The sequence below is a fragment of the Polymorphospora rubra genome, from assembly GCF_018324255.1.
GTDB classification, from domain to species: Bacteria; Actinomycetota; Actinomycetes; order Mycobacteriales; family Micromonosporaceae; genus Polymorphospora; species Polymorphospora rubra.
This window is the reverse complement of record NZ_AP023359.1, coordinates 252,239-278,606: the sequence shown is the minus strand read 5'-3', so window position 1 is coordinate 278,606 and position 26,368 is coordinate 252,239. Positions and strand designations below refer to the sequence as shown.

Genomic DNA, 26,368 nt, shown 5'->3' with positions numbered 1-26,368 from the left:
AGAGGGGGTGCCAGTCATGCCGCCATCCGCGCGGACGCACGCGACCAGCCCCGTCTCACCCGGTATCTGACGGCCCGCCCGGGCCGCCGGCACCATCACGCACAAGAGGGTTCCCATGACGTTCGACATCTCGTCCCTCGGTTGGGACGCCGAACGGGCCGCCGCGTTCCGCGCGCCCGATCCGAGCCACCGGCCCGGCCGGGTCATCCGCGTCGACCGGGGCGCCTGCACCGTGCTGTGCGCCGACGGCACCGTACGCGCCAGCCTCGCCGGTGCGGTCCTGGTCGCCGCCGGCCGCGACCCGGCGAACCTGCCCTGTGCCGGCGACTGGGTGGTGGTCCGGCACTGGCCCGACCAGCGTGTCACCGCCGAGGCGGTGCTGCCCCGGCGCACCGCCGTCGTGCGGCGTACCGCCGACAAGGACTCCACCGGGCAGGTGCTGGCCGCCAACGTGGACACCGTGGCGGTCGTCGAACCGGTGGACCCCGAGCCGGACGCCGGCCGGATCGAACGGCTGGTCGCGCTCGCCTGGGAGTCCGGCGCCCGGCCGGTGGTCGTACTCACCAAATGCGACCTGGCCGCCGACCCGGCGGCCGTCGCCCGGCAGATCGCCGAGATCGCGCCCGGCGTCGAGATCGTGCCGGTCAGCGCGCAGCGCGGCGACGGCGTCGACACGCTGCGTCCGGCGGTCGCCGCCGGCCGGACCCTGGCGCTGCTGGGACCGTCCGGCGCCGGCAAGTCGACGCTGGTCAACGCCCTGGCGGGGGCGGTCGTGATGGCCGCGCAGGGGGTCCGCGGCGTCGACGGCAAGGGCCGGCACACCACCACCTACCGGGCCCTGATCCCGATCCCGGGCGGTGGCGCGGTGGTGGACACCCCGGGTGTGCGGGCGGTCGGCCTGCTCGACGCCGCCGAGGGCCTCGACCAGGCGTTCGCCGACATTGCCGGACTCGCCGCCGGGTGCCGGTTCGGCGACTGCGCGCACAACGGGGAGCCGGGGTGCGCGGTCCGGGCCGCGCTGGAGTCCGGCGATCTCACCGCCCGGCGTTGGGAGAGTTGGCGCAAGCTGCAGCGGGAGGTCGCGTTCGAGACCCGCCGCCGCGACGTCCGGGTGGCGTCCGAGCAGCGGCCCAGATGGAAGCGGGCCGGTCGGGCCCGTCCCTAGGCGACCGGCACTCGCCCGACCGGGGTCGGTCCGGGCGGGCGCAGGGCCCGGGCGGCCGGTGCCGGCCGCCCGAGATGGAACCCCTGCCCGTACGGCACGCCGAGGGCGGCGAGGGTACGCGCCTCGGCGGCGTTCTCGACGCCCTCGGCGATGATCTCGGTGATCCCGGCGCCGGCGGCGAGCAGGCGTACCGCGCGGACCACGGTCGTGTCGGCCGGGGCGGGGGCGCCGTCGTGCAGCAGCTCCCGGGCGATCTTGATGCCGTCGACCGGCAGCCGGCGCAGGCTGGCCAGCGACGAGTAGCCGGTGCCGAAGTCGTCGACGAGGACCCGTACGCCCCGGCGACGGATCTCGTCGAGCTGGGTGTAGCCGGAGGTCGACCGCAGCATCGCCGACTCGGTGATCTCGACCCGGAGCCGGTCCGCCGGGATGCCGGCCCGGTCGACCGTGACCAGCAGCCGGCGGGCGAAGTCGTCGTCGAGCTGGAGCGGACTGACGTTGATCGACAGCCAGCGGTCCCGCGGTACGCCGTACCGCCGCAGGTCGGCCAGGGCCTGCCGGAGCACGGTCATGCCGAGGTCGTCGATGAGCCCGGCGCGTTCGGCGGCCGGGATGAACTCGGCGGGGGAGACGTGGCCGCGATCCGGGTCGGACCAGCGGGCGAGGGCTTCGTACCCGACGACGGCGCCGTCGGTGAGGTCGTGCACCGGCTGGTAGTGCACGGTGATCCGGTCGGCCTCGACGGCGCGGCGCAGGTCGCGTTCGAGGTCGACCCGGGCGCGGGCGGCGGTGAACAGGCGTGGTTCGAAGAGCGCGACCGAGCCCGGCCCGCGGCGGTTCGCCTCGGCCAGGGCGAGGCCGGCGTGCGCGGCGAGGTCGTCGGCGCCGGCCGCCCCGTCGGCGGCCGCCGCGCCGGCGGTGACCTGACCGTAGACGTCGGGCGTCCAACCGCTGGCCCGGCGTACGAGGTCCGCCAGCCGGTGGCCGGTGGTGGCCGGCGGGGCGCCGGCGAGCAACAGCGCGAAGAAGCCGCCGGGCAGCGGCGTGCAGGTCTCGGCGGGGCGCAGCGCGGTGGCCAGTTCGCGGCCGACCCGGTCGACCAGTCGGCCCGCGGCCGCCGGTCCGAGGGTGTCGAGGATCTCGCCGAACCCGGCGACGGCGCAGTAGGCGAGGGTGAAGTCCCGGTGGCCGTGGGCGAGCCGGGTGGCGAGCAGGTCGCGCAGCGGGCCGGTCGTGGCCGGTGACCCGGTCGCGGTCCCGGTGCCCGACCCGGGCCCGGCCGTCGGGCCCGGGCCGGGCCGGGCGGGTACGGGCGGGTACGGGCCTGATGCCACTGATCCCCCCGGTGGGTGCTGGCGACATGACGTTCGGCGGTCGGATGGTGACCGCTGGTGATCTACCTTACGTAGCCGTTCGGCTGACCGGTATGGGCAGGATGACTGATTTTTCGCCTCTGCCTCGCCCGGCGGACGATCGGCGGTGGCCGCGGTGGCCGCGGTGGCCCGGCGGCCCGGTGGTCGGCACGGTCGGGGGTGCGGGAATTCGGGGGAGAGGGAAAGTGTCATACCCCGCGGATACAGTAGCCGCGACGTTTCTGTGTCGTTGGCACCTACGTCCGCCGGGCATCGGTTTCGATGGGTGACCGTGTCGATGGGTGACCGCGTCGATGATCGACAACATCGACGGGTTGCCGCGTCGATGTCCCGGTGGTCGGCGGCCGCGACCCCTGCCGTCGAGAAATATGATCCGTACCTGTATCGCAATACGGGCAGATCCCCTTATATCGCAACCGGGAGTGGGCGGACAGTGGCCGACCGACTGATCATCCGTGGCGCGCGCGAGCACAACCTGCGCGACGTCAACCTCGACCTGCCGCGGGACGCGATGATCGTGTTCACCGGGCTGTCCGGCTCGGGCAAGTCCAGTCTCGCGTTCGACACGATCTTCGCCGAGGGGCAGCGCCGATACGTCGAGTCGCTGTCGTCGTACGCCCGGCAGTTCCTCGGGCAGATGGACAAGCCCGACGTCGACTTCATCGAGGGCCTCAGCCCGGCGGTCTCCATCGACCAGAAGTCGACCTCACGCAACCCCCGCTCGACCGTGGGCACCATCACCGAGGTCTACGACTACCTGCGGCTGCTCTTCGCCCGGGTCGGCGAGCCGCACTGCCCGGTCTGCGGAGAGCGGATCTCCAAGCAGAGCCCGCAGCAGATCGTCGACCGGGTCCTCGCCATGACGGAGGGCACCCGGTTCATGGTGCTCGCCCCGGTCGTGCGCGGGCGCAAGGGCGAATACGTCGACCTCTTCGCCGAACTGCAGGCCAAGGGCTACGCCCGGGCCCGGGTCGACGGCGTGGTGCACCCGCTCGCCGAGCCGCCCAAGCTCAAGAAGCAGGAGAAGCACACCATCGAGGTGGTGGTCGACCGGCTCACCGTCAAGGCCGGCGCCAAGCAGCGGCTGACCGACTCGGTCGAGTCGGCGCTCGCGCTGGCCGGCGGCATCGTGCTGCTCGACTTCGTCGACCTGGCCGACGACGACCCCCACCGCGAGCGGCGCTTCTCCGAGCACCTGGCCTGCCCCAACGACCACCCGCTGGCGATCGAGGACCTCGAACCCCGGGTCTTCTCCTTCAACGCGCCGTACGGTGCCTGCCCCGAGTGCACCGGCCTCGGCACCAAGAAGGAGGTCGACGCCGACCTGGTCGTACCCGACCCGGAGCGGACCCTGCGCGAGGGGGCCATCGCACCGTGGAGCGGCGGGCACACCCTCGAATACTTCCTGCGCCTGCTCGAGGCCCTCGGCGACGCCGAGCACTTCGACCTCGACACCCCGTGGCGCAAGCTGCCGTCCCGGGCCCAGAAGACGATCATGTACGGCTCCGAGGACCAGGTCCACGTCCGCTACCGCAACAAGTACGGCCGGGAACGCTCCTACTACACCGGCTTCGAGGGCGTGGTGCAGTGGATCGAGCGGCGGCACTCCGACACCGAGTCCGACTGGTCCCGGGACCGCTACGAAGGCTTCATGCGCGACGTACCGTGCGGCACCTGCGGCGGCACCCGGCTCAAGCCCGAGGTCCTCGCGGTGACCCTGGCCGGCAAGAACATCGCCGAGGTCACCAACCTGTCGGTCGGCGAGTGCGCCGACCTGCTCGGCGGCCTGGTCCTCACCGACCGGCAGAAGATGATCGCCGAGCGGGTGCTCAAGGAGATCAACGCCCGGCTGCGGTTCCTGGTCGACGTCGGGCTCGACTACCTCTCGCTCGACCGGGGGGCCGGCACGCTCTCCGGCGGCGAGGCGCAGCGGATCCGGCTCGCCACCCAGATCGGCTCCGGCCTGGTCGGCGTGCTCTACGTGCTCGACGAGCCGTCGATCGGTCTGCACCAGCGGGACAACCAGCGGCTGATCGAAACCCTCGTACGCCTGCGCGGGCTGGGCAACACCCTGATCGTCGTCGAGCACGACGAGGACACCATCCGCGCCGCCGACTGGATCGTCGACATCGGTCCGGGCGCCGGCGAACACGGTGGCCGGATCGTGCACAGCGGCTCGGTCGACGACCTGTTCGCCAACGAGGAGTCACTGACCGGCGCCTACCTGTCCGGGCGGAAGGCGATCGTGACGCCGGCCACCCGCCGGCCGCAGACTGCCGGCCGTGAACTGGTCGTGCACGGCGCCCGCGAGCACAACCTGAAGAACCTGACTGTCAGCTTTCCGCTCGGGCAGTTCATCGCCGTCACCGGCCTCAGCGGGTCGGGCAAGTCGACCCTGGTCAACGACATCCTCTACACGGTGCTCGCCAACCAGCTCAACCGGGCCCGGCTGGTGCCCGGCCGGCACACCCGGGTCAGCGGCCTCGAACACGTCGACAAGGTCGTCGGCGTCGACCAGTCGCCGATCGGGCGTACGCCGCGCTCCAACCCGGCCACCTACACCGGGGTCTTCGACCACGTACGCAAGCTGTTCGCCGAGACCACCGAGGCGAAGGTACGCGGCTACGGGCCGGGCCGGTTCTCGTTCAACGTCAAGGGCGGACGCTGCGAGGCGTGTTCCGGCGACGGCACCATCAAGATCGAGATGAACTTCCTGCCCGACGTCTACGTACCGTGCGAGGTCTGCAAGGGCGCCCGCTACAACCGGGAGACGCTGGAGGTCCACTACAAGGGCCGGACCATCTCCGAGGTGCTGGAGATGCCGATCGAGGAGGCCGCCGAGTTCTTCGCCGCCATCCCGGCCATCCACCGGCACCTCAAGACCCTCGTCGACGTCGGCCTGGGCTACGTCCGGCTCGGTCAGCCGGCGCCGACCCTGTCCGGTGGCGAGGCGCAGCGCGTCAAGCTCGCCTCCGAGCTCCAGAAGCGCTCCAGCGGGCGGACCGTCTACGTGCTCGACGAGCCGACCACCGGCCTGCACTTCGAAGACATCCGCAAGCTGCTCAAGGTCCTCGAGGGGCTGGTCGACAAGGGCAACACGGTCATCGTCATCGAGCACAACCTCGATGTGATCAAGTCCGCCGACTGGCTGATCGACATGGGCCCGGAGGGCGGCCACCGGGGCGGCACGATGCTCGCCGCCGGCACCCCGGAGGAACTGGCCGAGGTGGTCGACAGCCACACCGGCCAGTTCCTGCGCCCGGTGCTCGGCCTGGCCGGTGAGCCCGGCGGCGGGGCGGCGGCGGTCGCCCGGGCGGCGAAGGCCAACGGCCGGGCCACCGGCGCGAAGGCCGCGGGCACGGTCACCAAGGCGACGGCCACCAAGGCGACGGCGGCCAAGGCGACCAGGACGACGGCCACCAAGGCGACCGCCGCGAAGGCCGACGGCAAGGCCGACGGCGCCGGCGCGCCGAAGACCCGCGCGCCCCGCAAGGCGGCCTCCCGGACCAGCGGCTGAACCGCCCGCCCGGCGGTCCAGTGAACCACCGCCGGGCCGGTTCCGTGCCTTCTGGTGGGCCGTGGAAGATCCAGGGCCCACCAGCAGACAGGAAGGGCTTCGCATGAGTGAGGACCAGGTCGTGACCGGGCCGGGTAGCACCACCCGCCGTTCGCTGTTCGCGGGTGCCGGCGCGGTCGGCGCGACCGTCGTACTGGCCGCCTGCGGCGACGACGAGTCCCCGGCCGGCGGCGGCTCCACGCCCGGCACGGCACCGACCGGTGGCGGCGACACGGGCGGCGGCGTCACCCTGGGCACGACCGCCGACGTACCGGTCGGTGGCGGGGCCATCTTCGCCGCCCAGCAGGTCGTCGTGACCCAGCCGACAGCCGGTGACTTCAAGGCGTTCAGCTCGATCTGTTCCCACCAGCAGTGCCCGGTCAGCCGGATCGAGGGCGGCACGATCAACTGCACCTGCCACGACAGCAGGTTCTCGATCGAGGACGGCTCGCCGCAGAGCGGCCCGGCCACCGCGCCGCTGCAGGCCAAGACGGTCACCGTCCAGGGCGACAACATCGTCCTCGGCTGATCGCCGGCGTCGCGGCGGGGCGCCGAACGGGCGCCCCGCGCGACGTGCCGGACCGGCACACCCGGTTCGCGTACCCGGTCCGGTCCGTCGGCCGGGTCGTGTCGGACGTACGGGCTAGGCTTGCCGCCGTGGCTGACCCCTCGACCTACCGCCCCGCCCCGGGGACGATTCCCGAGGCGCCGGGGGTCTACCGCTTCTACGATCCGGGCGGCCGGGTCATCTACGTCGGCAAGGCGAAGAACCTGCGCAGCCGCCTGAACTCCTACTTCACCGACCCGTGGCACCTGCACCAGCGCACCCAGCAGATGGTGACGACGGCCTCCTCGGTCGACTGGGTCATCGTCGGCGGCGAGGTCGAGGCGCTCCAGCTCGAATACACCTGGATCAAGGAGTTCGACCCGCGGTTCAACGTCAAGTACCGCGACGACAAGTCCTACCCCTACCTCGCGGTCACCGTCGGCGAGGAGTTCCCCCGGTTGCAGGTCATGCGCGGCGAGAAGCGCAAAGGCGTGCGCTACTTCGGGCCGTACTCGCACGCCTGGGCGATCCGCGAGACGCTCGACCTCCTGCTGCGGGTCTTCCCGGCCCGCACCTGCTCCTCCGGGGTGTTCAAGGCCGCCGGCCAGGCCGGCCGGCCGTGCCTGCTCGGCTACATCGGCAAGTGCTCGGCGCCGTGCGTCGGACAGGTCAGCGCCGACGAGCACCGGGAGATCGTCGACCGGTTCTGCGATTTCATGGCCGGCCGCACCGACACGATGGTCCGCCGGCTCGAACGCGAGATGGCGCAGGCCAGCGAACGGCTGGAGTTCGAGCAGGCCGCCCGGTTGCGCGACGACCTGGCCGCGCTGCGCCGGGCGATGGAAAAGCAGACCGTGGTGTTCGGCGACGGCACCGACGCCGACGTGGTGGCCTTCGCCGAGGATCCGCTGGAGGCGGCCGTCCAGGTCTTCCACGTACGCGGCGGCCGGGTCCGCGGCCAGCGCGGCTGGGTCGTGGAGAAGGTCGAGGACCTGACCACCGGCGACCTGGTGCACTACTTCTGCACCCAGGTCTACGGCGGCCAGCACGGCGAGGCCGACGTGCCGCGCGAACTGCTCGTGCCGGCGCTGCCCGACGACGCCGGGGCGCTCACCGAGTGGCTGTCCCAGCACCGCGGCAGCCGGGTCACCCTGCGGGTGCCGCAGCGCGGCGACAAGAAGGCCCTGCTGGAAACGGTGGGCCGCAACGCCACCGAGGCGCTGGTCCGGCACAAGCTGAAGCGGTCCGGTGACCTCACCACCCGCGGCAAGGCGCTCGACGAGATCGCCGAGGCGCTCGGCATGCAGACCGCGCCGCTGCGCATCGAGTGTTTCGACGTGTCCCAGATCCAGGGCACCGACGTGGTCGCCAGCATGGTGGTCTTCGAGGACGGGCTGCCGCGCAAGAGCGAATACCGCCGGTTCGCCGTCCGGGGGGCGACCGACGACCTGTCCGCGATGGCGGAGGTGCTGCGGCGACGGTTCAGCCGCTACCTCGACGCGACCAGGGACGAGGTGGCGGCCGACGCCGCGACCCCGGCCGGTGCGGCGAACCCGGCCCGGCCCGGCCTGTCCGGCGGCCCGGTCGGCGACGATCCGGCGGTCGCCGTCCCGGACGGCGGTGGGTCGGCCGGCCCGGCCGGCGGGTCGGACGGGGGACCGGTGGGCAGCCTGCTCGACCCGACCACGGGCCGGCCGCGGCGGTTCGCCTACCCGCCGCAGCTCGTGGTCGTCGACGGCGGGCAGCCGCAGGTCGCCGCCGTCGCCCGGGTCCTGGCCGAGCTGGGCATCGACGACGTCGCCCTGTGCGGACTGGCCAAGCGGCTGGAGGAGGTGTGGCTGCCCGACGACGACTTCCCGGTGATCCTGCCGCGCACCTCCGAGGCGCTCTACCTGCTCCAGCGGATCCGGGACGAGGCGCACCGGTTCGCGATCACCTACCACCGCCAGCGGCGATCGAAGCGGATGACGGCGTCCGGCCTGGACGGGGTGCCCGGCCTCGGCGAGGTGCGCCGCAAGGCGCTGCTGCGCCACTTCGGGTCGCTGAAACGCCTGTCGGGCGCGACGGTCGAGGAGATCACCGAGGTGCCCGGCGTCGGCCGGCGCACCGCCGAGGCGATTCTCACGGCCCTCGGCGACGAGCCGGCCACCCCGTCGCGGCCGGACGTGCCCGCCGGCCCGGACACCGCCGGGCCGGGAGAGGACGCCGGCAGCAGCCGGGATGACCGACACCACTCCGGGTCCGAACCGGCCGCGGGCCGGGACGACGCCTAGGATCGGATTCTGGTCGAGCGGCCCGACGGGCCGCCCGTACACGACGGGGAGATCGTGAGCGAGCGCAGCGAGCGAACCATTGAGCACGGTGCCGCCGAGCGGAGCGAGGTGGCGCCGTGAGCGAAGCTGGTGAGGACGTGACCGGGCCGGGTGCCGCGACCCGGTCGGATACCCGGCTGGTGGTGGTCACCGGCGTCTCCGGCGGTGGTCGCAGCACCGTGGCCCGTGCGCTGGAGAACGTCGGCTTCTACGTCGTCGACAACCTTCCGCAGGCGCTGATGCTCGAGATGGCCGAGCTGGCGTACGCCGCCGGTGGTGCCGCCCGGCAGACCGCGATGGTGCTGGACGTCCGCAGCCGGGCCTTCTCCACGGATCTCGCCGGTGCGATCGAGGCGCTGCGGGAGCGGGGTTTCCAGCCCCGGGTGGTCTTCGTCGACGCCGACGACGAGGTGCTGATCCGGCGCTTCGAGAGCGTACGGCGGTCACATCCGTTGCAGGGCGAGGGACGGCTGGTCGACGGCATCACCGCCGAGCGCAAGCTGCTCGAGGAGGCCCGCGACCAGGCGGACGTGATCATCGACACCAGCCATCTCAACGTCAACCAGCTCCGTCGCCGGGTCGAGGAGCTGTTCGGCGGCGAGGACGCCCGGCGGTTGCGGGTGACGGTGCTGTCGTTCGGGTTCAAGTACGGCCTGCCGCCGGACGCGGACTTCGTGCTCGACGCGCGGTTCCTGCCGAACCCGTACTGGGTACCGGAGCTGCGCGAACACACCGGCCGGGAGGCCGACGTCAGCGACTACGTGCTCGGCCAGGACGGCGCCATCGCGTTCATCGAGGCGTACGCCGGGCTGATCAGTTCCACCGCCGCCGGGTTCGAGCGGGAGGGCAAGCGCTACCTGACGGTCGCGGTCGGCTGCACCGGCGGCAAGCACCGCAGCGTCGCCATCGCCGAGGAGTTGGCCGCCCGGCTGCGGCTGGCCTGGCTGTCGGCCAACCCGCAACACCGCGACCTGGGGCGCGAGTGACGGGCCCGCGGCCGGAGCCGCCGGTCGGGCCGTTATCGGCCCGACCGGCGCGCGAAGCGGGAGCGGGTCCGGTCCGGGTGGTCGCCTTCGGCGGCGGCCACGGGCTGGCCGCCTCGTTGCGCGCGCTGCGCCGGTGCCGGCTCGACCTCGACATCACCGCGGTGGTGACGGTCGGCGACGACGGTGGGTCGAGCGGGCGGTTGCGTACCGACCGCGGTTCGCTGCCGCCCGGCGACCTGCGGCAGGCGCTCGTCGCGTTGGCCGCCGACTCCCCGGAGACCCGGCGCAGCGCCGATCTCTTCCAGCACCGGTTCACCCCGGTTCCGGCGGGCCAGCCCGACGACGATCCGCTCGTCGGGCACGCCGTCGGCAACCTGGTGTTGTGCGGGCTGATGGAGTTGCTCGGCGACCCGGTTACCGCGCTCGACCACGCGGCCCGGATGCTGAACGCCACCGGCCGGGTGCTGCCGATGTCCTGCGACCGGGTGGAGATCGAGGCCGACGTACGGGGGCTCGACCCGGCCCGCCCCGACGAGCTGGTCACGGTCCGCGGCCAGCACGAGGTGGCGGTCACGACCGGCCGGGTGGAGACCGTCCGCCTGACCCCGGGTGCGCCGGCCGCCTGCCCGCAGGCGCTGGCGGCGGTGACGGCGGCCGACTGGCTGATCTTCGGCCCGGGCAGCTGGTATACCAGCGTCATCCCGCACCTGCTGGTGCCCGAGCTCGCCGCCGCGATCGTGGCCAGCCCGGCCCGGCGCCTGGTGACCCTCAACCTGGCCGCCGAGCTGGAGACCGACGGACTTTCGGTCGCCGGGCACCTGGCGGCGCTGCACCGGTACCTTCCGGAGTTGGCAGTTGACACGGTTATCGCGGACGGGAAAGCCGTAGGTGACCCCGAACCGGTCAATCGTGCGGCAGAATCGCTGGGTGCGCGGCTGTTGCTCGCCCCGGTGGCGGTCCCCGACGGCGGCCCACGACACGATCCGGTCGCATTGGCGGCCGCACTGGTGCCCGTACTGGGTTCCGTTCGTTAAGCACGTACGAAATCACCGGCAGCACGCCGGAACCGGCCACGAGGTGACGTGAGAAATGGCGATGACCGCTTCGGTCAAGGACGAGCTGAGCCGGGTCGACGTACCCAAACCCTGCTGCCGCCGGGCGGAGATGGCCGCCCTGCTGCGCTTCGCGGGGGCCTGCACATCGTCTCCGGCCGGGTCGTCGTCGAGGCCGAACTCGACACCGGCTCGGTCGCCCGGCGGCTGCGCCGCGAGGTGGCCGAGGTCTACGGCTATCCGAGCGAGATCCATGTGCTGGCCTCCGGTGGCCTGCGCAAGAGCAGCCACTACATCGTGCGGGTGGTCAAGGACGGCGAGGCGCTGGCCCGCCAGACCGGCCTGCTCGACGTGCGCGGGCGTCCGGTCCGCGGTCTGCCGCCGCACGTGGTGTCGGCCAGCGTGTGCTGCGCGGTGGCGGCCTGGCGGGGCGCGTTCATGGCGCACGGCTCGCTCACCGAGCCGGGCCGGTCCTGCGCCCTGGAGATCACCTGCCCGGGACCGGAGTCGGCGCTGGCCCTGGTCGGCGCCGCCCGCCGGATCGGTGTCACCGCGAAATACCGTGAGGTGCGCGGTGTCGACCGGGTGGTGGTCAAGGACGGCGACGCGATCGCCGCGCTGCTCACCCGGATCGGCGCGCACTCCAGCGTGCTCGCCTGGGAGGAGCGTCGGGTACGCCGCGAGGTGCGGGCCACCGCGAACCGGCTGGCCAATTTCGACGACGCCAACCTGCGCCGCTCGGCGCGGGCGGCGGTCGCCGCCGCGGCCCGGGTCACCCGGGCCCTGGAGATCCTTGCCGACGACGCCCCCAACCACCTGACGTCGGCCGGCCAGCTGCGGCTGGAGCACCGGCAGGCGTCGCTGGAGGAGCTGGGTGCGCTCGCCGACCCGCCGCTGACCAAGGACGCGATCGCCGGCCGCATCCGGCGGCTGCTCGCCCTGGCCGACAAGCGGGCGCGTGACCTGGGCATCCCCGACACCGAGGCGGCCGTCACACCGGACATGATGGTCGTCTGAGCACCGCCCCGGGCGGTTTCCGCCCCGACGCACCACGACGGACAGCGCTCGGATAGGGTCGCAGCGTACGGCGACGGGGCCGGCACCCGGCCCAACCCGCCGCACGCACCGCCTCTGGCGGTCAGAGCTTCTTCCGGAGGCGTGGCGGGGCGGCCGGGGTGACCTTCGGCGGCCGACCGCGGATGGTCGGCGCACAGAATTTTTCCGCCGGTCACGGGCTTTCCCGGCGGACCAGAATGCGAGGAGATGGAACCTGTGACCATCCGGGTTGGCATCAACGGCTTCGGCCGCATCGGCCGCAACTTCTTCCGGGCGGTGTCCGCGTCGGGCGCCGACATCGAGATCGTCGCCGCCAACGACCTGACCGACAACGCGACGCTCGCCCACCTGCTCAAGTACGACAGCATCCTCGGCCGCTTCCCGCAGGAGGTGAAGGCGACCGCGGACGAGATCACCGTCGGTGGCCACACCGTCAAGGTCTTCGAGGAGAGGGACCCGGGCAAGCTGCCCTGGGGTGACCTCGGTGTCGACGTGGTCGTCGAGTCGACCGGCTTCTTCACCGACGCCAACAAGGCTCGGGCGCACATCGACGGCGGCGCGAAGAAGGTCATCATCTCGGCCCCGGCCAAGAACGAGGACGTGACGGTCGTCATGGGTGTCAACCACGACACCTACGACGCCGCGCAGCACTCGATCATCTCCAACGCGTCGTGCACCACCAACTGCCTCGCGCCGATGGCCAAGGTGCTCAACGACACGTTCGGCATCGAGCGTGGCCTGATGACCACCATCCACGCGTACACCCAGGACCAGAACCTCCAGGACGGCCCGCACAAGGACCTGCGCCGGGCCCGCGCGGCGGCGCTGAACATCGTGCCGACCTCGACCGGTGCGGCCAAGGCCGTCAGCCTGGTGCTGCCGGAGCTGAAGGGCAAGCTCGACGGCTACGCGCTGCGGGTGCCGATCCCGACCGGCTCGGCCACCGACCTGACCGTCACGCTGTCGCGTGAGGCGTCGGTCGAGGACGTCAACGCCGCGCTGAAGGCCGCCGCCGAGGGCCCGCTCAAGGGCATCCTGGTCTACACCGAGGACGAGATCGTCTCCAGCGACATCGTCACCGACCCGGCCTCCTGCATCTTCGACGCCGGCCTCACCAAGCGGATCGGCGACCAGGTCAAGGTCGTCGGCTGGTACGACAACGAGTGGGGCTACTCGAACCGCCTGGTCGACCTGGTCAAGCTGGTGGGTTCGTCCCTGTGAGCATCCGTACCCTCGATGATCTTCTCGCCGAGGGTGTGTCGGGTCGGCGCGTACTCGTACGCGCCGACCTGAACGTCCCGTTCGAGAAGGAGCGGCCGGGCGTCATCTCCGACGACGGCCGGATCCGGGCGGTGCTGCCCACGGTCGCCGCGCTGCGTGACGCCGGCGCGGCCGTGGTCGTGGTCTCGCACCTGGGGCGGCCCAAGGGCGCGCCGGATCCCAAGTACACGCTGGCGCCGGTGGCGACCCGCCTCGGTGACCTGCTCGGCACCCCGGTGGTCTTCGCCGAGGACACCGTCGGTGACTCGGCGCGGGCGGCGGTCGGGGCACTGACCGGCGGGCAGGTGGCGCTGCTGGAGAACCTGCGGTTCAACGCGGGGGAGACCAGCAAGGACGACGCCGAGCGGGGCGCCTTCGCCGACCAGCTCGCCGCGTTCGCCGACGCGTACGTCGACGACGCCTTCGGCGCCGTGCACCGCAAGCACGCCAGCGTCTACGACGTACCGGCCCGGCTGCCGCACTTCGCCGGCCGGCTGGTGCTGCGCGAGGTCGAGGTGCTGGCCAAGCTGACCGGTGACCCGGACCGGCCGTACGTCGTCGTGCTCGGCGGCTCGAAGGTCTCCGACAAGCTGGCGGTGATCGAGGCGTTGCTGCCGAAGGTCGACCGGCTGCTGATCGGCGGCGGCATGTGCTTCACCTTCCTCAAGGCGCAGGGCTACGAGGTCGGCCAGTCGCTGCTGGAGGAGGACCGCGTCGAAACCTGCCGCGAGCTGCTGCAGAGCGCCGGTGACCGGATCGTGCTGCCGGTCGACGTGGTCGCGGCCACGGCGTTCTCGGCCGACGCGGAGCGGACCGTCGTCGACGCCGCCACCATCCCGGCCAACCGGATGGGGCTCGACATCGGCCCGCGCAGCGTGGCCCTGTTCGCCGAGGCGGTCGGCAATGCCCGCACGGTCTTCTGGAACGGGCCGATGGGCGTGTTCGAGCTGGAGCCGTTCGCGGCCGGCACCCGTGGGGTCGCCGAGGCGATCACCAAGGTCGACGGGTTCACCGTCGTCGGCGGCGGCGACTCGGCGGCGGCCGTACGCACGCTCGGCCTCGACGAGTCCGCGTTCGGGCACATCTCGACCGGCGGGGGTGCCTCGCTGGAATACCTGGAGGGCAAGAACCTCCCGGGCATCACGGCGCTGGAAGGATAGCTCGGTGGCTGACACTGTCCGCCGGCCGTTGATGGCCGGCAACTGGAAGATGAACCTGAACCACCTGGAAGCCATCGCGCTGGTCCAGAAGCTGGCGTTCAGCCTCAACGAGAAGCAGCTCACCGAGGTCGAGACGGTCGTGCTGCCGCCGTTCACCGACCTGCGCAGCGTGCAGACGTTGATCGACGGCGACAAGCTCCTGATCGGGTACGGCGCCCAGGACCTGTCGCCGTACGCGTCGGGTGCCTACACCGGTGAGATCTCGGGCCCGATGCTCGCCCGGCTCGGCTGCCAGTACGTCGTCGTCGGGCACTCGGAGCGGCGGGCCTACCACCACGAGGACGACGCGACGGTCAACGCCAAGGTGGCCGCCGCGCTCGCCCACGGCCTCGCGCCGATCCTGTGCGTCGGCGAGGGGCTGGAGGTCCGCGAGGCGGCCGGTCACGTGGCGCACTGCAGCGACCAGCTCGACGCGGCCCTGAAGGGGTTGACCGCCGAGCAGGTCGAGAAGGTCGTCATCGCGTACGAGCCGGTCTGGGCGATCGGCACCGGCAAGACGGCCACGCCGGAGGACGCCCAGGAGGTCTGCGGGGCGGTACGCGAGCGGGTCGCCGAGCGGTTCGGCAAGGAGACCGGCGAGCGCACCCGGGTGCTCTACGGCGGGTCGGTGAAGTCGTCGAACATCGCCGGCATCATGGCCAAGCCGGATGTCGACGGCGCGCTGATCGGCGGGGCGAGCCTCGACGCCGACGAGTTCGCCAAGATCGTCCGCTTCCCGGAGCACGTGTCCCGGTAGCCGGTCGTCGACCCCCCGCCACCGCCCGGTGGCCGGGGGTCGATCCGTACCCGGTGCACATGATCGTGGTCCTACCGCTATCCTTGGCGCGGCCCCGTAATCGAGAGGACTGACCTAACTATGCCGATCGCGTTCGCATACACGTTGATCGTGTTGCTGGTCATCACGAGCGCACTGCTCACCCTGCTGATCCTGCTGCACCGCGGTAAGGGTGGCGGTCTGTCGAGCATGTTCGGCGGCGGCGTCAGTTCCAGCCTGGCCGGGTCGTCGGTCGCGGAGAAGAACCTCGACCGCTACACCGTCCTGGTCGGCATCGTGTGGTTCGCCTGCATCGTCGGGCTCGGCCTCTGGCTCAAGCTCGCGATGAACACGGGTGCCTCCTGAGCCACGATCAGTCGTAGACTCGGCGCGCGGACCGCACTGCGGTCCGCGCGCCGATCTCTTGGCGGCCGCTCGTCCGTTGCCGCTCCGGTTCGGTGGCGCACGTCGCGCTCCATCGTGTCGCGCCGCCGTCCGGCGGCACCGCACCCGACGACAGGAGCGACGACCGTGGCCAGTGGCAATGCCATCCGGGGTGTCCGGATCGGATCCGGTCCGATGCGACCGGTCGAGCGCGGTGAGCCCGCACCCCGCCGGTCGGTCACCTACTGGTGTGCCGACGGGCACGCCAACCCGATCCTGCTGGCGGCCGACGCGCCACCGCCGGCGACCTGGGACTGTCCGCGCTGCGGGCAGCCCGGCGGGCTCGACGCCGCCAACCCGCCGGACCCGGCCCGGCCGGAGCCGTACAAGTCGCACCTGGCGTACGTGAAGGAGCGGCGCAGCGAGGCGGACGGCGCGGCGATCCTCGCCGAGGCCCTGGCCGCCCTGCGCCGGCGCCGCGGCGAAGACTGAGGGCCCGCCCGGCCCGGTCACGGGCCGGGCGGGACGGCTTCCCGATCGAGGAACCAGTGGGTGTGGTCGACGCCGCGTACGACGGCCGCGGGCAGCGCCCCGGCCGTCCCGGTCCAGGCGCCCGGCGCGGCGGCGTCGGCCGAAACCGCATCGGCGCCGGCCTCGGTCAGGGCGAGCCGCACCGCGCCGGCCTTGTCGGCACCGGCCGCGACCAGCCACACCTCGCCGGCGGTGCCGATCGCCGGCAGGGTGAGGGTGATTCGTACCGGTGGCGGTTTCGGGCTGTCGCGGACCGCGGCGACCGGCTCGGTGGCGCCGGTGACCGGATGGCCGGGAAACACCGACGCGACGTGCCCGTCCTCACCGACCCCGAGCAGCAGCACGTCGAACCGCGGCAGGTCGCCGTCGGGGCCGGCGGCCCCGGCGAGGGCCTGCGCGTAACGCTGTGCCGCGGCCTGCGGGTCGGCGCCGTCGGGCCCGTCGTCGGCCGGCATCGGATGCACCCGGGCCGGATCGAGGGGCAGCGCGTCGAGCAGTGCCGCCCGGGCCTGGGTCTCGTTGCGGTCCGGGTGGCCGGCCGGCAGGAAACGCTCGTCGCCCCACCACACGTCGACCCTCGACCAGTCGACGGAGTCCCGGTCGGTGCGCTCGCGGACCGTCCGGTAGACGTCGGCGGCGACCCGCCCGCCGGTGAGCACCACCGACGCGCTGCCGTGGGCCGCCTGCGCACCGGCCAACGCCTCCACCAGCCGGGCGGCGACGACCCGGACCAGCTCGTCCCGGTCGCGGAACACACTCCGGCTCACGCCGGCCGTCGCCCCGCCCGGTGCCGGCCGACCCGGCTCCGGCCCGCTCACCCGGCGGAACCGCCCGGGCCGGCGTGCGCACCCACCTGCGCCTCGGCCCGCTTCGCGGCGATCGGATCGCGCCACACGTGCACCCGCTGCGCCGGCCGGTCGTCGAGGCCGGACTCGCCGGCCATCGCCTCCAGCGACTGCGAGTAGATCTGGTCGGCGTCGAGCCGCCGCAACTCCTCGGCCAGCTCGTCGCCGAGCGGCCGGCGGACCAGCGGGAGCTGCCGTTCGTTCTGGCCGGTACGCCGGAACGTCGCCATGCCGCCCTCGCGGACCAGTTCCAGCTCGTCGCCGTTGGCGCAGCGCAGCTCGACCGACCGCATGCGGGGAAACTCGGTCGTCTCCCGCAGCGTGGGTGAGATGCCGAGGCGGGCCCGTAGCCAGCCGGACATCAGCGCCGCCGTCGGATCGGTCGGCGGTGCGGTGATGGTGGCCTCGGTGACCTCGGCCGCGGTCGTGTCGAACGCCCCGGCGACCAGGGTGCGCCACGGGGTGATCCGGGTCCAGGCGAGGTCGGTGTCCCCGGGGGCGTAGTCGGTCGCGCGCCGGTGCAGCGCCTCGACCGGGTCGGCCGCCTGTGCCGTGTCGGTGATCCGCCGGTCGGCGACGACACCGAGGAAGTCGGTGGCGATCTCGTCCGGTGGTTCGCTGTGCCACCAGGTGACGACCGGTACGTCCGGCACCAGCAGCGGCATCACGACCGACTCGGCGTGCAGGGCCAGCCGGCCGGACATCCGCATGACGACCGCCTCGCAGGGGCCGAGACGGCCGCCGACGACGATCTCCGCGTCGAGGCGGTTGCGTTCGCCGTTGATGTCGGAGCGGACGACGACCAGCAGCCGGCACGGGTGGGCGGCGGCGGCGATGGTCGCCGCCGCCTCCGCCTCGCGGACCCGCTTCTCGTCGACGACCACGATCAGGGTCAGCGCCATGCCGCTGGCGACACCGCCCGCGCTGCGCCGCTCGGCGGCGAGCGCCTTCACCACCTCGTTGCCGGTGGTGTCCCACAACCCGATCACGGCTTCCTCCCGCTGGTTCCCTCGCTCCGCCCGGTCATGCCCGCCGCCAGGCCCGGCCGTCGCGGGCCAGCATCTCGTCGGCGGCCCGCGGCCCCCATTCACCGGACCGGTACGGCTCCGGCTTGGTGCCCTCCCACGCCTGCTCCAGCGGGTCGACCACGGCCCAGCTCTGCTCGACCTCGGCGGCGTCCGGGAACAGGGTGCGGTCACCGATCAGCACGTCGAGTACGAGCCGCTCGTACGCCTCCGGGCTCTGCTCGGTGAACGCCTCGCCGTACTGGAAGTCCATGGCGATGTCGCGCAGCTCCATGGTGGTGCCGGGCACCTTGGAGCCGAACTTGAGCACGACACCCTCGTCGGGCTGGACCCGGATGACGAGCTGGTTGTGCCCGAGCAGTTCCACGTCGGCGGGGTTGAACGGCAGGTGGGGCGCCTTCTTGAACATGATGGCGACCTCGGTGACGCGGCGGGGGAGCCGCTTGCCGCACCGGATGTAGAACGGCACGCCGGCCCAGCGCCGGTTCTGGATGCCGAGCCGCACCGCGACGTACGTCTCGGTGGTGGAGTCCTTCGGCACGTCGTTCTCGTCGAGGTAGCCGACGGCCCGCTCACCGGCGACCCAGCCGGGCAGGTACTGCCCGCGTACGGTGCCGGTGGCGACGTCGTCGGGCAGCGCGATGGCCTTCAGCACCTTGAGCTTCTCGGCCCGGATCTCGGCGGCGTCGAAGCTGGTCGGTTCCTCCATCGCGACCAGGGCCAGCAGCTGCAGCAGGTGGTTCTGGAGCACGTCGCGGGCGGCGCCGGCGGTGTCGTAGAAGCCGGCCCGGGTGCCGATCCCGACGTCCTCGGCCATGGTGATCTGCACCGAGTCGACGTGCCGGGAGTTCCACAGTGGTTCGAAGAGGTTGTTGGCGAAGCGCAGGGCAAGGATGTTCTGCACCGTCTCCTTGCCCAGGTAGTGGTCGATCCGGAAGACGTCGTCGCGGGTGAAGACGTCGTCGACCAGGTCGTTGAGGGCCTTCGCCGACGGCAGGTCGAAGCCGAACGGCTTCTCCACGACGACCCGCCGCCACCCGCCGGACTTGGCGTTGTCGGCCAGGCCGGTGCGGGCGAGCTGCTTGAGCACGACCGGGAACGCCGCCGGCGGGATGGAGAAGTAGAACGCGGCGTTGCCGGTGATGCCGTGCGTCTGGCGCAGGTCGTCGAGGGTTTCGGCGAGGTGGTCGAATGCGGCGTCGTCGTCGAACGACCCGCCGACGAACTTGATGTTGCCGATCAGCCGGGCCCAGACCTCCTCCCGCCACGGGGTACGGGCGTGCTTCTTCGCCGACTCGTACGCCAGCGACTCGAAGTCGCCGTCGCCCCAGTCGCGGCGGGCGAAGCCGGCGACGACGAAGCCGGGCGGCAGCAGGCCCCGGTTGGCCAGGTCGTAGACGGCCGGCAGCAGCTTCTTGCGGGACAGGTCACCGGTCACCCCGAAGATGACCAGCGCACACGGTTCGGGGATCCGCGGCAGCCGCCGGTCCTGCGGATCACGTAGCGGGTTCACGCCGACCATTGTCAGTCCCGCAGGTTACGAACGGTGTCGAGCAGCTGCGCCACGCCGGCGGCCCGGTCGGTCAGGTGCAGCCGGACGAGCGGCCGGTCGCGGCCGGCGAGCGCCTCCCGGTCGCCGGCGGCCTGCGCCGCCTGCAGCGTCCCGAAGCTGTACGGCTTGCCCGGCACCGGCAGGTCGTCGGTGACCGCCCCGGTGATCTGAAGGTACGCGCCGACCTGCGGGCCGCCCTTGTGGTACTGCCCGGTGGAGTGCAGGAACCGCGGGCCCCAGCCGAAGGTGACCGGCCGGCCGGACGCGGCGGTGAGCAGCGGGCGTACGTCGGCCGCGGTGGCGTCGCCGAACCGGTCGAGGTAGGCCATCACCGCGAGGTAGCCGTCGCCGTCGACGTTGTCGACCAGCCCGCGCAGCACCGCGGCGAGGGTGCCGCCGGTGCCGCCGTACACCTCGACGGCGCCCTCGGTGAACGCGGGCGTCTCGGTGGGCAGACCGGCGGCGAGCAGCCGGTTGGTGTTGTCCTTGGACTCGGTGACGTTCGGCTGGTCGAACGGGTCGATGCCGAGCACCCGGCCGGCGATCGCGGTGGCGTACTCCCAGACCAGGAACTGGGCACCGAGCGGGCCGTTGACGGCCAGGTGCGGGCGTACGCCGCCGCCGGGCACGGTGCCGGGCGGGCAGGCGCCGCCGGTGGTGACGGTGAGTATGTCGTCGCCGGTGGCACCGGGGCTCTCCGGGGCCTCGACGACGACCGGCAGGATGCCGATCCCGCTCTTGCCGGTCGACTCGGCGACGAGCTGCTCGATCCAGTCGCCGAGTCCTTCGATGCCGGTGCCGTCGGAGATCAGCGCGACCTTGTCGCGGCCGACGGTGGCGGCGGTGCCCAGTGCCGCGCCGAGGGCGAGTCCGGGGTTGTCGGTGTCGCCGGCCAGCGAGCCGGCGAACTCGTCGGCCTCGTCGAGCAGGTCGGCGACGGCGACCCCGGCCAGGGCCGACGGGACGAGGCCGAAGGCGGTCAGCGCCGAGTAGCGGCCGCCGACCTCGGGGTCGGCGAGGACGACGTGGGCACCCATCTCGGCCGCGGTCGCCTCCAGCGGCGAGCCGGGGTCGGTGACGATGACGAAGTGCCGGCCGGCCTCGGCCTCGGTCAGGCCGGCGTCGAGGAACGCCTGCCAGTAGGCCCGCCGGTGGCTGTCCGTCTCGACGGTGGAGCCGGACTTGCTGGCGACGACGACCACGGTGCGGTCCAGCCGGTCGCGCAGGGCGGCACCGACCTGGTGCGGGTCGGTGGTGTCGAGTACGGTCAGCGGCTTGCCCAGGGTCCGGGCGATGACCTCGGGCGCCAGCGACGAGCCGCCCATCCCGGCGAGTACGACGTGGTCGAGGTCGCCCAGTTCCGCGCGCAGTTCGGCGAGCTGGGGGAGCAGTTCGCGGCTGCGCCGGAAGGTGTCGATCCAGCCGAGGCGGATCTTCGCCTCCTCCTCGGCCTCCGGGCCCCACAGCGTGGGGTCCTTGGCGGCGAGCTTGCCCGGTACGCCGTCGCCGACCAGCGCGGCCCGGGTGGAGGCGGGCGCCTCCTTGTCGACCGCGTCGGCGCCGTAGACGGCGAGTCCCGCCGCCGCCTCGACGCCACCGTCCAGCAGATCACTCACGGGTTTCCTCCGGCTGCCTTGTTGGGGGTGGCCGCGCCGTGCGCCGCGGCGTCCAGGGACTTGCGTACACCGTCGAGCAGTTCGTTCCAGCTGGCCTCGAACTTCTCGACGCCCTCGCGTTCGAGCACGGCGACCACGTCGGCGAGGTCGATGCCGGCGGCGGTGAGCGCGTCGAGCACGCCGCGGGCGTCGTCGTAGGCGCCGGTGACGGTGTCGCCGCGGGTCTCGCCGTGGTCGGCGTACGCGTGGATGACGGCTTCGGGCATGGTGTTGACGGTGCCCGGGGCGATGAGTTCCTCGACGTAGATGACGTCGCGGAAGTCGGGGTTCTTGGTCGAGGTGGAGGCCCACAGCGGACGCTGCGGGTGCGCGCCGGCGTCGGCGAGCGCCTGCCAGCGGTCGGAGGAGAAGACCTCGCTGTAGCGCTGGTAGGCGAGCTGGGCGTTGGCGATCGCCGCCCGGCCCTTCAACGCGGCCGTGCGCTCTTTGCCTTCGGCGTCCGCAGCCTCGCCACCTATCCGATCCAATCGCTTGTCTACTTCACTGTCGACGCGGGAGACGAAGAACGACGCGACCGAGCCGATCTTCGTCAGGTCGTGGCCGTTGGCCCTGGCCTGCTCCAGGCCGGCGAGGAAGGCGTCCATCACCTCGGCGTACCGCTCCAGCGAGAAGATCAGCGTGACGTTGACGCTGATCCCCTCGGCCAGGGTCGCGGTGATCGCCGGCAGGCCGTCGGCGGTCGCCGGGATCTTGATGAACAGGTTGGGCCGGTCGACCAGCCACCACAGCGCCTTCGCCTCGGCGACGGTCTTGTCGGTCTCGTGCGCCAGCCGCGGGTCCACCTCGATCGACACCCGGCCGTCGACGCCGTTCGTCGCGTCGTACGCGGGGCGCATCACGTCGCACGCCCACCGCACGTCGTACGTGGTCAGCATGCGGGCGGACTCCTCGACCGTCACGCCACGGGTGGCCAGGTCGCGCAGCTGCCAGTTGTACTCGTCGGCGTCGCTCAACGCCTTCGCGAAGATCGTCGGGTTGGTGGTCACCCCGACCACGTGCTTCTCCCGCCGGAGCTGGTCCAGCCCGCCGGAGCTGAGCCGGGTCCGGGAGAGGTCGTCGAGCCAGATCGCCACGCCTGTGGCGGAGAGTTCAGCAAGCCGGTCCGTCATGGCAGTCCCCTCAGTTGCCGGTGGTGGTGCCGGTGATGGCGCCCACCCGGGTCAGCGACGCGTGGGCGGCCGCGACGACGTTGTCGGCGGTGAACCCGAACTGCTCGTAGAGCACCTTGTACGGCGCACTCGCCCCGTAGTGCTCCAGGCTCACCGACTCACCGCAGTCGCCGACCAGGTCCCGCCACGACATGGCGATCCCGGCCTCCACGCTCACCCGTGCCTTTACCCCGCGTGGCAGGACCGACTCACGGTATGCCTCGTCCTGCGCCCGGAACCATTCCTGGCACGGCATCGACACGACCCGGGTCGGGGTGCCGTCGGCCTCCAGCCGCTCGCGGGCGACGAGGCAGAGCTCGACCTCGGAACCGGTGCCGATCAGGATGACCTGCGGCTGGGCGTTCGACGCGTCGGCCAGGACGTAGCCGCCCTTGGCGGTCCCCTCCGCCCCGGCGAGCGAGGTGCGGTCCAGCACGGGAACGTTCTGCCTGGTCAGGGCGAGGGCGGTGGGCCGGTCGGTGTGCTCGAGGGCCTGCCGCCAGGCCCAGGCGGTCTCGTTGGCGTCGGCCGGCCGGACCACGTCGAGGCCCGGAATGGCCCGCAGCGCCGACACGTGCTCCACCGGCTGGTGGGTCGGGCCGTCCTCGCCCAGCCCGATCGAGTCGTGGGTCCAGACGTAGACGACCGGCAGCTTCATCAGCGCCGCGAGCCGTACGGCCGGCCGCATGTAGTCACTGAACACCAGGAAGGTGCCGCCGTAGGGGCGGGTGCCGCCGTGCAGGGTGATGCCGTTGAGGATGGCGCCCATCGCGTGCTCGCGGATGCCGAAGTGCAGGGTGCGGCCGTACGGGTTGCCGGGGAACTCCCGGGTCGCGTGCTCGGCCGGCACGAACGACGGCTCGCCCTTCATGGTGGTGTTGTTGCTCTCGGCGAGGTCGGCGGAGCCGCCCCACAGTTCCGGCAGGACCGGGGCGAGGGCGTTCAGGACCTGGCCGGAGGCGGCCCGGGTGGCGATCGGCTTGGCGTCCGCCGGCCACGACGGCAGCGCGTCGGTCCAGCCCGCCGGCAGGGTACGCGTCGACAGCCGCTGGAAGAGCGCGGCCCGCCCGGCGTCGGCCTGCGCCCAGGCGTCGAACGCGGTCTGCCACTGCGCCGCGGCGGCGCGGCCGCGGTCGAGGGCCTCGCGGGCGTGGGCGAGCACCTTGTCGTCGACGGCGAAGCTGGCCGCCGGGTCGAAGCCGAGCAGCTCCTTGGTCGCGGCGACCTCGTCGGCGCCGAGCGCCGATCCGTGGATCTTGCCGGTGTTCCGCTTGTTGGGGGCCGGCCAGCCGATGATGGTGCGCAGTGCGATGAACGACGGCCTGCCGGTCTCCGCCTTCGCGGCGAGTAGCGCGGCGTACAGCGCCTCGACGTCCTCGTGGTAGTCGTCCTGGTCGGCGTCGCCGCGCCGCCAGTCGACGGTCTGCACGTGCCAGCCGTACGCCGCGTAGCGGGCGGCGACGTCCTCGCTCTTGGCGATCCGGGTGTCGTCCTCGATCGAGATCTCGTTGTCGTCGTAGATCAGGACGAGGTTGCCGAGCTGCTGGTGGCCGGCGAGGGCGCTGGCCTCGTGGCTGATGCCCTCCTCGATGTCGCCGTCCGAGGCGATGCACCAGATGTGGTGGTCGAAGAGGGACTGTCCGGCCGGGGCGTCGGGGTCGAGCAGGCCGCGTTCGCGCCGGGCGGCCATCGCCATGCCGACGGCGTTGCCGACGCCCTGCCCGAGCGGGCCGGTGGTGGTTTCGACGCCGTTGGTGTGCCCGTGCTCGGGGTGACCCGGCGTCAGCGAACCCCACTGGCGCAGCGACTGGAGGTCTTCCAGGCCGAGCCCGAAGCCGTTGAGGAAGAGCTGGACGTAGAGGGTGAGGCTGGAGTGCCCGGCGGACAGCACGAACCGGTCCCGGCCCGGCCAGTGCGGGTCGGCCGGATTGTGCCGCATGACCCGGTTGAAGAGCAGGTATGCGACGGGGGCCAGGCTCATCGCCGTACCGGGGTGGCCGTTGCCGGATTTCTCCACGGCGTCGACGGCCAGCACCCGCGCGGTGTCGACGGCCCGGCGGTCCAGGTCGGACCAGTTCAGTGGGGCATGCTCGGATCGGTTGGCCACGATGATTGTGCTCCTCGGCAGGTCAGCGGAACCCTCTTTCGTGACCCTATCGAGCGAGGCTAAACATCCGTACGCCGAACTCGCCGGTCCGGCGCGTCGCGGCGGGCCGCGCCGGAGCGACACGCCCTAACACGGTGTGACCGGCCGCACCTATACCGGGTGCCCCAAGCTGCGCAAATGGTGGCGCGTACGCTGTCGGTCGGCACAGTGACCTTGCCGGTCACCCCGCCGCCCCGAACTCCCGCGCCGACGCCGGAAGGTGGCAATCCGTGAGCATGATCACCGAGCGCCCTGTCCACGGGAGGGCGCCTGGTGCCCAGATCGGCTCCGGGCCGGTCACGGCGGAGGGACCGGCCGTCGACGGCGCACCGGCCGGCCGGGCGCGTGGTCGGGACGTCGTCGGCGTCGTTCGGGCGTACGTCGCGCTGACCAAGCCGCGCATCGTCGAGCTGCTGCTGGTGACCACCGTGCCGGCGATGATGCTGGCGGCGGGCGGCCTGCCGTCGCTGTGGCTGGTCGCGGTCGTGCTGGTCGGCGGCTCGCTCGCGGCGGGCGCGGCCAACGCGCTCAACTGCTACATCGACCGGGACATCGACCAGCTGATGCGGCGTACGAAGCGCCGGCCGCTGCCGACCCACGTGGTGGCGCCGAAGCAGGCGCTGGTCTTCGGTCTGGTGCTCGCCGTGGTGTCCGTGACGATCATGGCGGTCTTCACCAACTGGTTGGCGACGGTGTTGACGCTCGCCGCGATCGCCTACTACGACCTCGTCTACACCATGTGGCTCAAGCGCACCACGCCGATGAACACGTTCTGGGGCGGGGCGTGCGGGTCGGCGCCGGTGCTGATCGGCTGGGCCGCGGTGACCGGGTCGCTGTCGCCGGCGGCGTGGGCGCTGTTCGCGGTGGTGTTCTTCTGGCAGATGCCGCACTTCTACGCCCTGGCCATCAAGTACAAGGACGACTACGCACGGGCCAGCATCCCGATGCTGCCGGTGGTCGCCTCGGCCCGCCGGGTCAACACCGAGATCCTGCTCTTCTCGTGGCTCACCGTGGCCGCCTCGGTGGCCGTCTGGCCGCTCGGGATGTCGCCGATCTACGGCGCGACCGCGCTGGTGCTCGGTGGTGTGTTCCTGCTCGAGGCGCACCGCCTGGTCAACCGCTCCCGGCGGGGCGAGCCGCTGCGGCCGATGCGGCTGTTCCACTGGTCGACCACCTACCTGACGGTGTTGTTCATCGCGGTCGCGCTCGACGCCCTGCTCTGAGCCCGTCCGTTCTGCCAGTGTCCGGCGCTGAATCGCCTGATTGTTCCGCCCACTTGTCCAACATGTGACAGCAGTTAATCAGTGCCCGATTTGGTCATTTGGTTTCAACCGCTTTGTCACGAAAAATCCATACAAAACACCGGCGTGTTGTTCTAAACGTCCAGGTAATGGGCGTCACAAAGACCGCGTGGATTCTGCGCGTGTCGTTGGTGGTCTGCTTACTCTCGCCTCATGGCAGATGGTTCCGATACGACCCTGACGACCGCTCCGATCCAGACCCCCACGGGCCTCGTCACCGGTTTGAAGTCCTTCGTCACCGAGCACGGCGGGGCGAAGGCGGTCATCGAGTACGTGGGCAAGCGTGGGGCGCGGATCGTGCTCGTGGGGCAGGACGGGGTCTGGGGGACCAGTTCGCCGACGACACGATGGTCGCCCGGGAGGCGTGCGCGACCGCCGGCGTCGAGGTGGAGAACGAGTGGGAGCGCGAGCTGATGGACCAGATGCGCCCCAGCAACGACCTGTGGCGTTCGATGGGCCGCCGGGCCATGTCACGCTAG

The 26,368-nt window shown here is 72.2% G+C and carries 18 protein-coding genes and 3 pseudogenes; 14 read left to right on the top strand and 7 right to left on the bottom strand.

Going from position 1 to position 26,368, the window contains the following annotated elements:
* The first annotated feature begins 115 nt into the window (after positions 1-115).
* Complete coding sequence (gene rsgA / locus Prubr_RS01235; protein WP_212820785.1) at positions 116-1,165, top strand: ribosome small subunit-dependent GTPase A; 1,050 nt, start codon at positions 116-118, stop codon at positions 1,163-1,165.
* Here rsgA and Prubr_RS01230 read toward each other — a convergent pair.
* Positions 1,162-2,499: an EAL domain-containing protein gene (locus Prubr_RS01230; protein WP_212820783.1), complete on the bottom strand. Its 1,338-nt coding sequence runs from the start codon at positions 2,497-2,499 to the stop codon at positions 1,162-1,164. The genes rsgA and Prubr_RS01230 overlap by 4 nt on opposite strands.
* 472 nt (positions 2,500-2,971) lie before the next feature.
* On the opposite strand from Prubr_RS01230, the pseudogene uvrA reads away from it, so the two are divergent.
* The 11 genes and pseudogenes from uvrA to Prubr_RS01175 all read left to right on the top strand — a co-directional run.
* Positions 2,972-5,932, top strand: a pseudogene (gene uvrA, locus Prubr_RS01225) (excinuclease ABC subunit UvrA); the annotation flags it as partial.
* Positions 5,933-6,158: 226 nt separating this feature from the next.
* On the top strand, positions 6,159-6,623 hold the full coding sequence (locus Prubr_RS01220; RefSeq protein WP_212820781.1) for a Rieske (2Fe-2S) protein: 465 nt from the start codon (positions 6,159-6,161) through the stop codon (positions 6,621-6,623).
* Positions 6,624-6,751: 128 nt separating this feature from the next.
* Positions 6,752-8,914 (top strand): excinuclease ABC subunit UvrC, encoded by a 2,163-nt coding sequence (uvrC, locus tag Prubr_RS01215; RefSeq protein ID WP_212820779.1) that lies wholly within the window; start codon positions 6,752-6,754, stop codon positions 8,912-8,914.
* A gap of 116 nt (positions 8,915-9,030) precedes the next feature.
* Positions 9,031-9,939, top strand: coding sequence for an RNase adapter RapZ (gene rapZ / locus Prubr_RS01210; protein ID WP_212820777.1), 909 nt, complete (start codon positions 9,031-9,033; stop codon positions 9,937-9,939).
* 77 nt (positions 9,940-10,016) lie between these two features.
* Positions 10,017-10,973, top strand: coding sequence for a gluconeogenesis factor YvcK family protein (locus Prubr_RS01205; RefSeq protein WP_212820775.1), 957 nt, complete (start codon positions 10,017-10,019; stop codon positions 10,971-10,973).
* 55 nt (positions 10,974-11,028) lie between these two features.
* A pseudogene (gene whiA, locus Prubr_RS01200) lies at positions 11,029-12,008 on the top strand (DNA-binding protein WhiA).
* Between the two features lie 255 nt (positions 12,009-12,263).
* Positions 12,264-13,268 carry a type I glyceraldehyde-3-phosphate dehydrogenase gene (gene gap / locus Prubr_RS01195; protein WP_212820773.1) on the top strand — a complete coding sequence of 335 codons (1,005 nt, stop codon included), beginning with the start codon at positions 12,264-12,266 and terminating at the stop codon, positions 13,266-13,268.
* The gene (locus Prubr_RS01190) at positions 13,265-14,467 is read left to right on the top strand and encodes a phosphoglycerate kinase (RefSeq protein ID WP_212820771.1); all 1,203 of its coding nucleotides are present in this window, start codon (positions 13,265-13,267) and stop codon (positions 14,465-14,467) included. Before gap ends, Prubr_RS01190 begins: the two co-directional genes overlap by 4 nt.
* 4 nt (positions 14,468-14,471) lie before the next feature.
* A complete protein-coding gene (gene tpiA / locus Prubr_RS01185) occupies positions 14,472-15,263 on the top strand; it encodes a triose-phosphate isomerase (RefSeq protein WP_212820769.1) in 792 nt (263 codons plus the stop codon).
* A gap of 120 nt (positions 15,264-15,383) precedes the next feature.
* Positions 15,384-15,647 (top strand): preprotein translocase subunit SecG, encoded by a 264-nt coding sequence (gene secG, locus Prubr_RS01180; RefSeq protein WP_212820767.1) that lies wholly within the window; start codon positions 15,384-15,386, stop codon positions 15,645-15,647.
* A gap of 165 nt (positions 15,648-15,812) precedes the next feature.
* Complete coding sequence (locus Prubr_RS01175; RefSeq protein ID WP_212820765.1) at positions 15,813-16,157, top strand: RNA polymerase-binding protein RbpA; 345 nt, start codon at positions 15,813-15,815, stop codon at positions 16,155-16,157.
* Between the two features lie 17 nt (positions 16,158-16,174).
* Here the strand turns inward: Prubr_RS01175 and pgl are convergent, their stop codons facing one another.
* From pgl to tkt, 6 genes are read right to left on the bottom strand one after another with little or no spacing between them, the layout of a single operon-like run.
* Positions 16,175-16,963, bottom strand: a complete 789-nt coding sequence (gene pgl, locus Prubr_RS01170; RefSeq protein WP_212827308.1) for a 6-phosphogluconolactonase — start codon at positions 16,961-16,963, stop codon at positions 16,175-16,177.
* A gap of 47 nt (positions 16,964-17,010) precedes the next feature.
* Positions 17,011-18,030, bottom strand: coding sequence for a glucose-6-phosphate dehydrogenase assembly protein OpcA (locus tag Prubr_RS01165; RefSeq protein WP_212820763.1), 1,020 nt, complete (start codon positions 18,028-18,030; stop codon positions 17,011-17,013).
* A gap of 34 nt (positions 18,031-18,064) precedes the next feature.
* Positions 18,065-19,588 carry a glucose-6-phosphate dehydrogenase gene (gene zwf, locus Prubr_RS01160; protein WP_212820761.1) on the bottom strand — a complete coding sequence of 508 codons (1,524 nt, stop codon included), beginning with the start codon at positions 19,586-19,588 and terminating at the stop codon, positions 18,065-18,067.
* Between the two features lie 2 nt (positions 19,589-19,590).
* Entirely contained in the window at positions 19,591-21,234 is a 1,644-nt protein-coding gene (locus Prubr_RS01155) for a glucose-6-phosphate isomerase (RefSeq protein WP_212820759.1), read from the bottom strand.
* On the bottom strand, positions 21,231-22,403 hold the full coding sequence (gene tal, locus Prubr_RS01150; protein ID WP_212820757.1) for a transaldolase: 1,173 nt from the start codon (positions 22,401-22,403) through the stop codon (positions 21,231-21,233). The genes Prubr_RS01155 and tal overlap by 4 nt, the downstream gene beginning before the upstream one ends.
* Positions 22,404-22,413: 10 nt before the next feature.
* Positions 22,414-24,552: a transketolase gene (gene tkt, locus Prubr_RS01145; protein ID WP_212827306.1), complete on the bottom strand. Its 2,139-nt coding sequence runs from the start codon at positions 24,550-24,552 to the stop codon at positions 22,414-22,416.
* Positions 24,553-24,818: 266 nt separating this feature from the next.
* On the opposite strand from tkt, the gene Prubr_RS01140 reads away from it, so the two are divergent.
* Positions 24,819-25,811 carry a heme o synthase gene (locus Prubr_RS01140; RefSeq protein WP_425517975.1) on the top strand — a complete coding sequence of 331 codons (993 nt, stop codon included), beginning with the start codon at positions 24,819-24,821 and terminating at the stop codon, positions 25,809-25,811.
* A 231-nt stretch (positions 25,812-26,042) separates the two neighbouring features.
* Positions 26,043-26,368, top strand: a pseudogene (locus tag Prubr_RS01135) (hypothetical protein).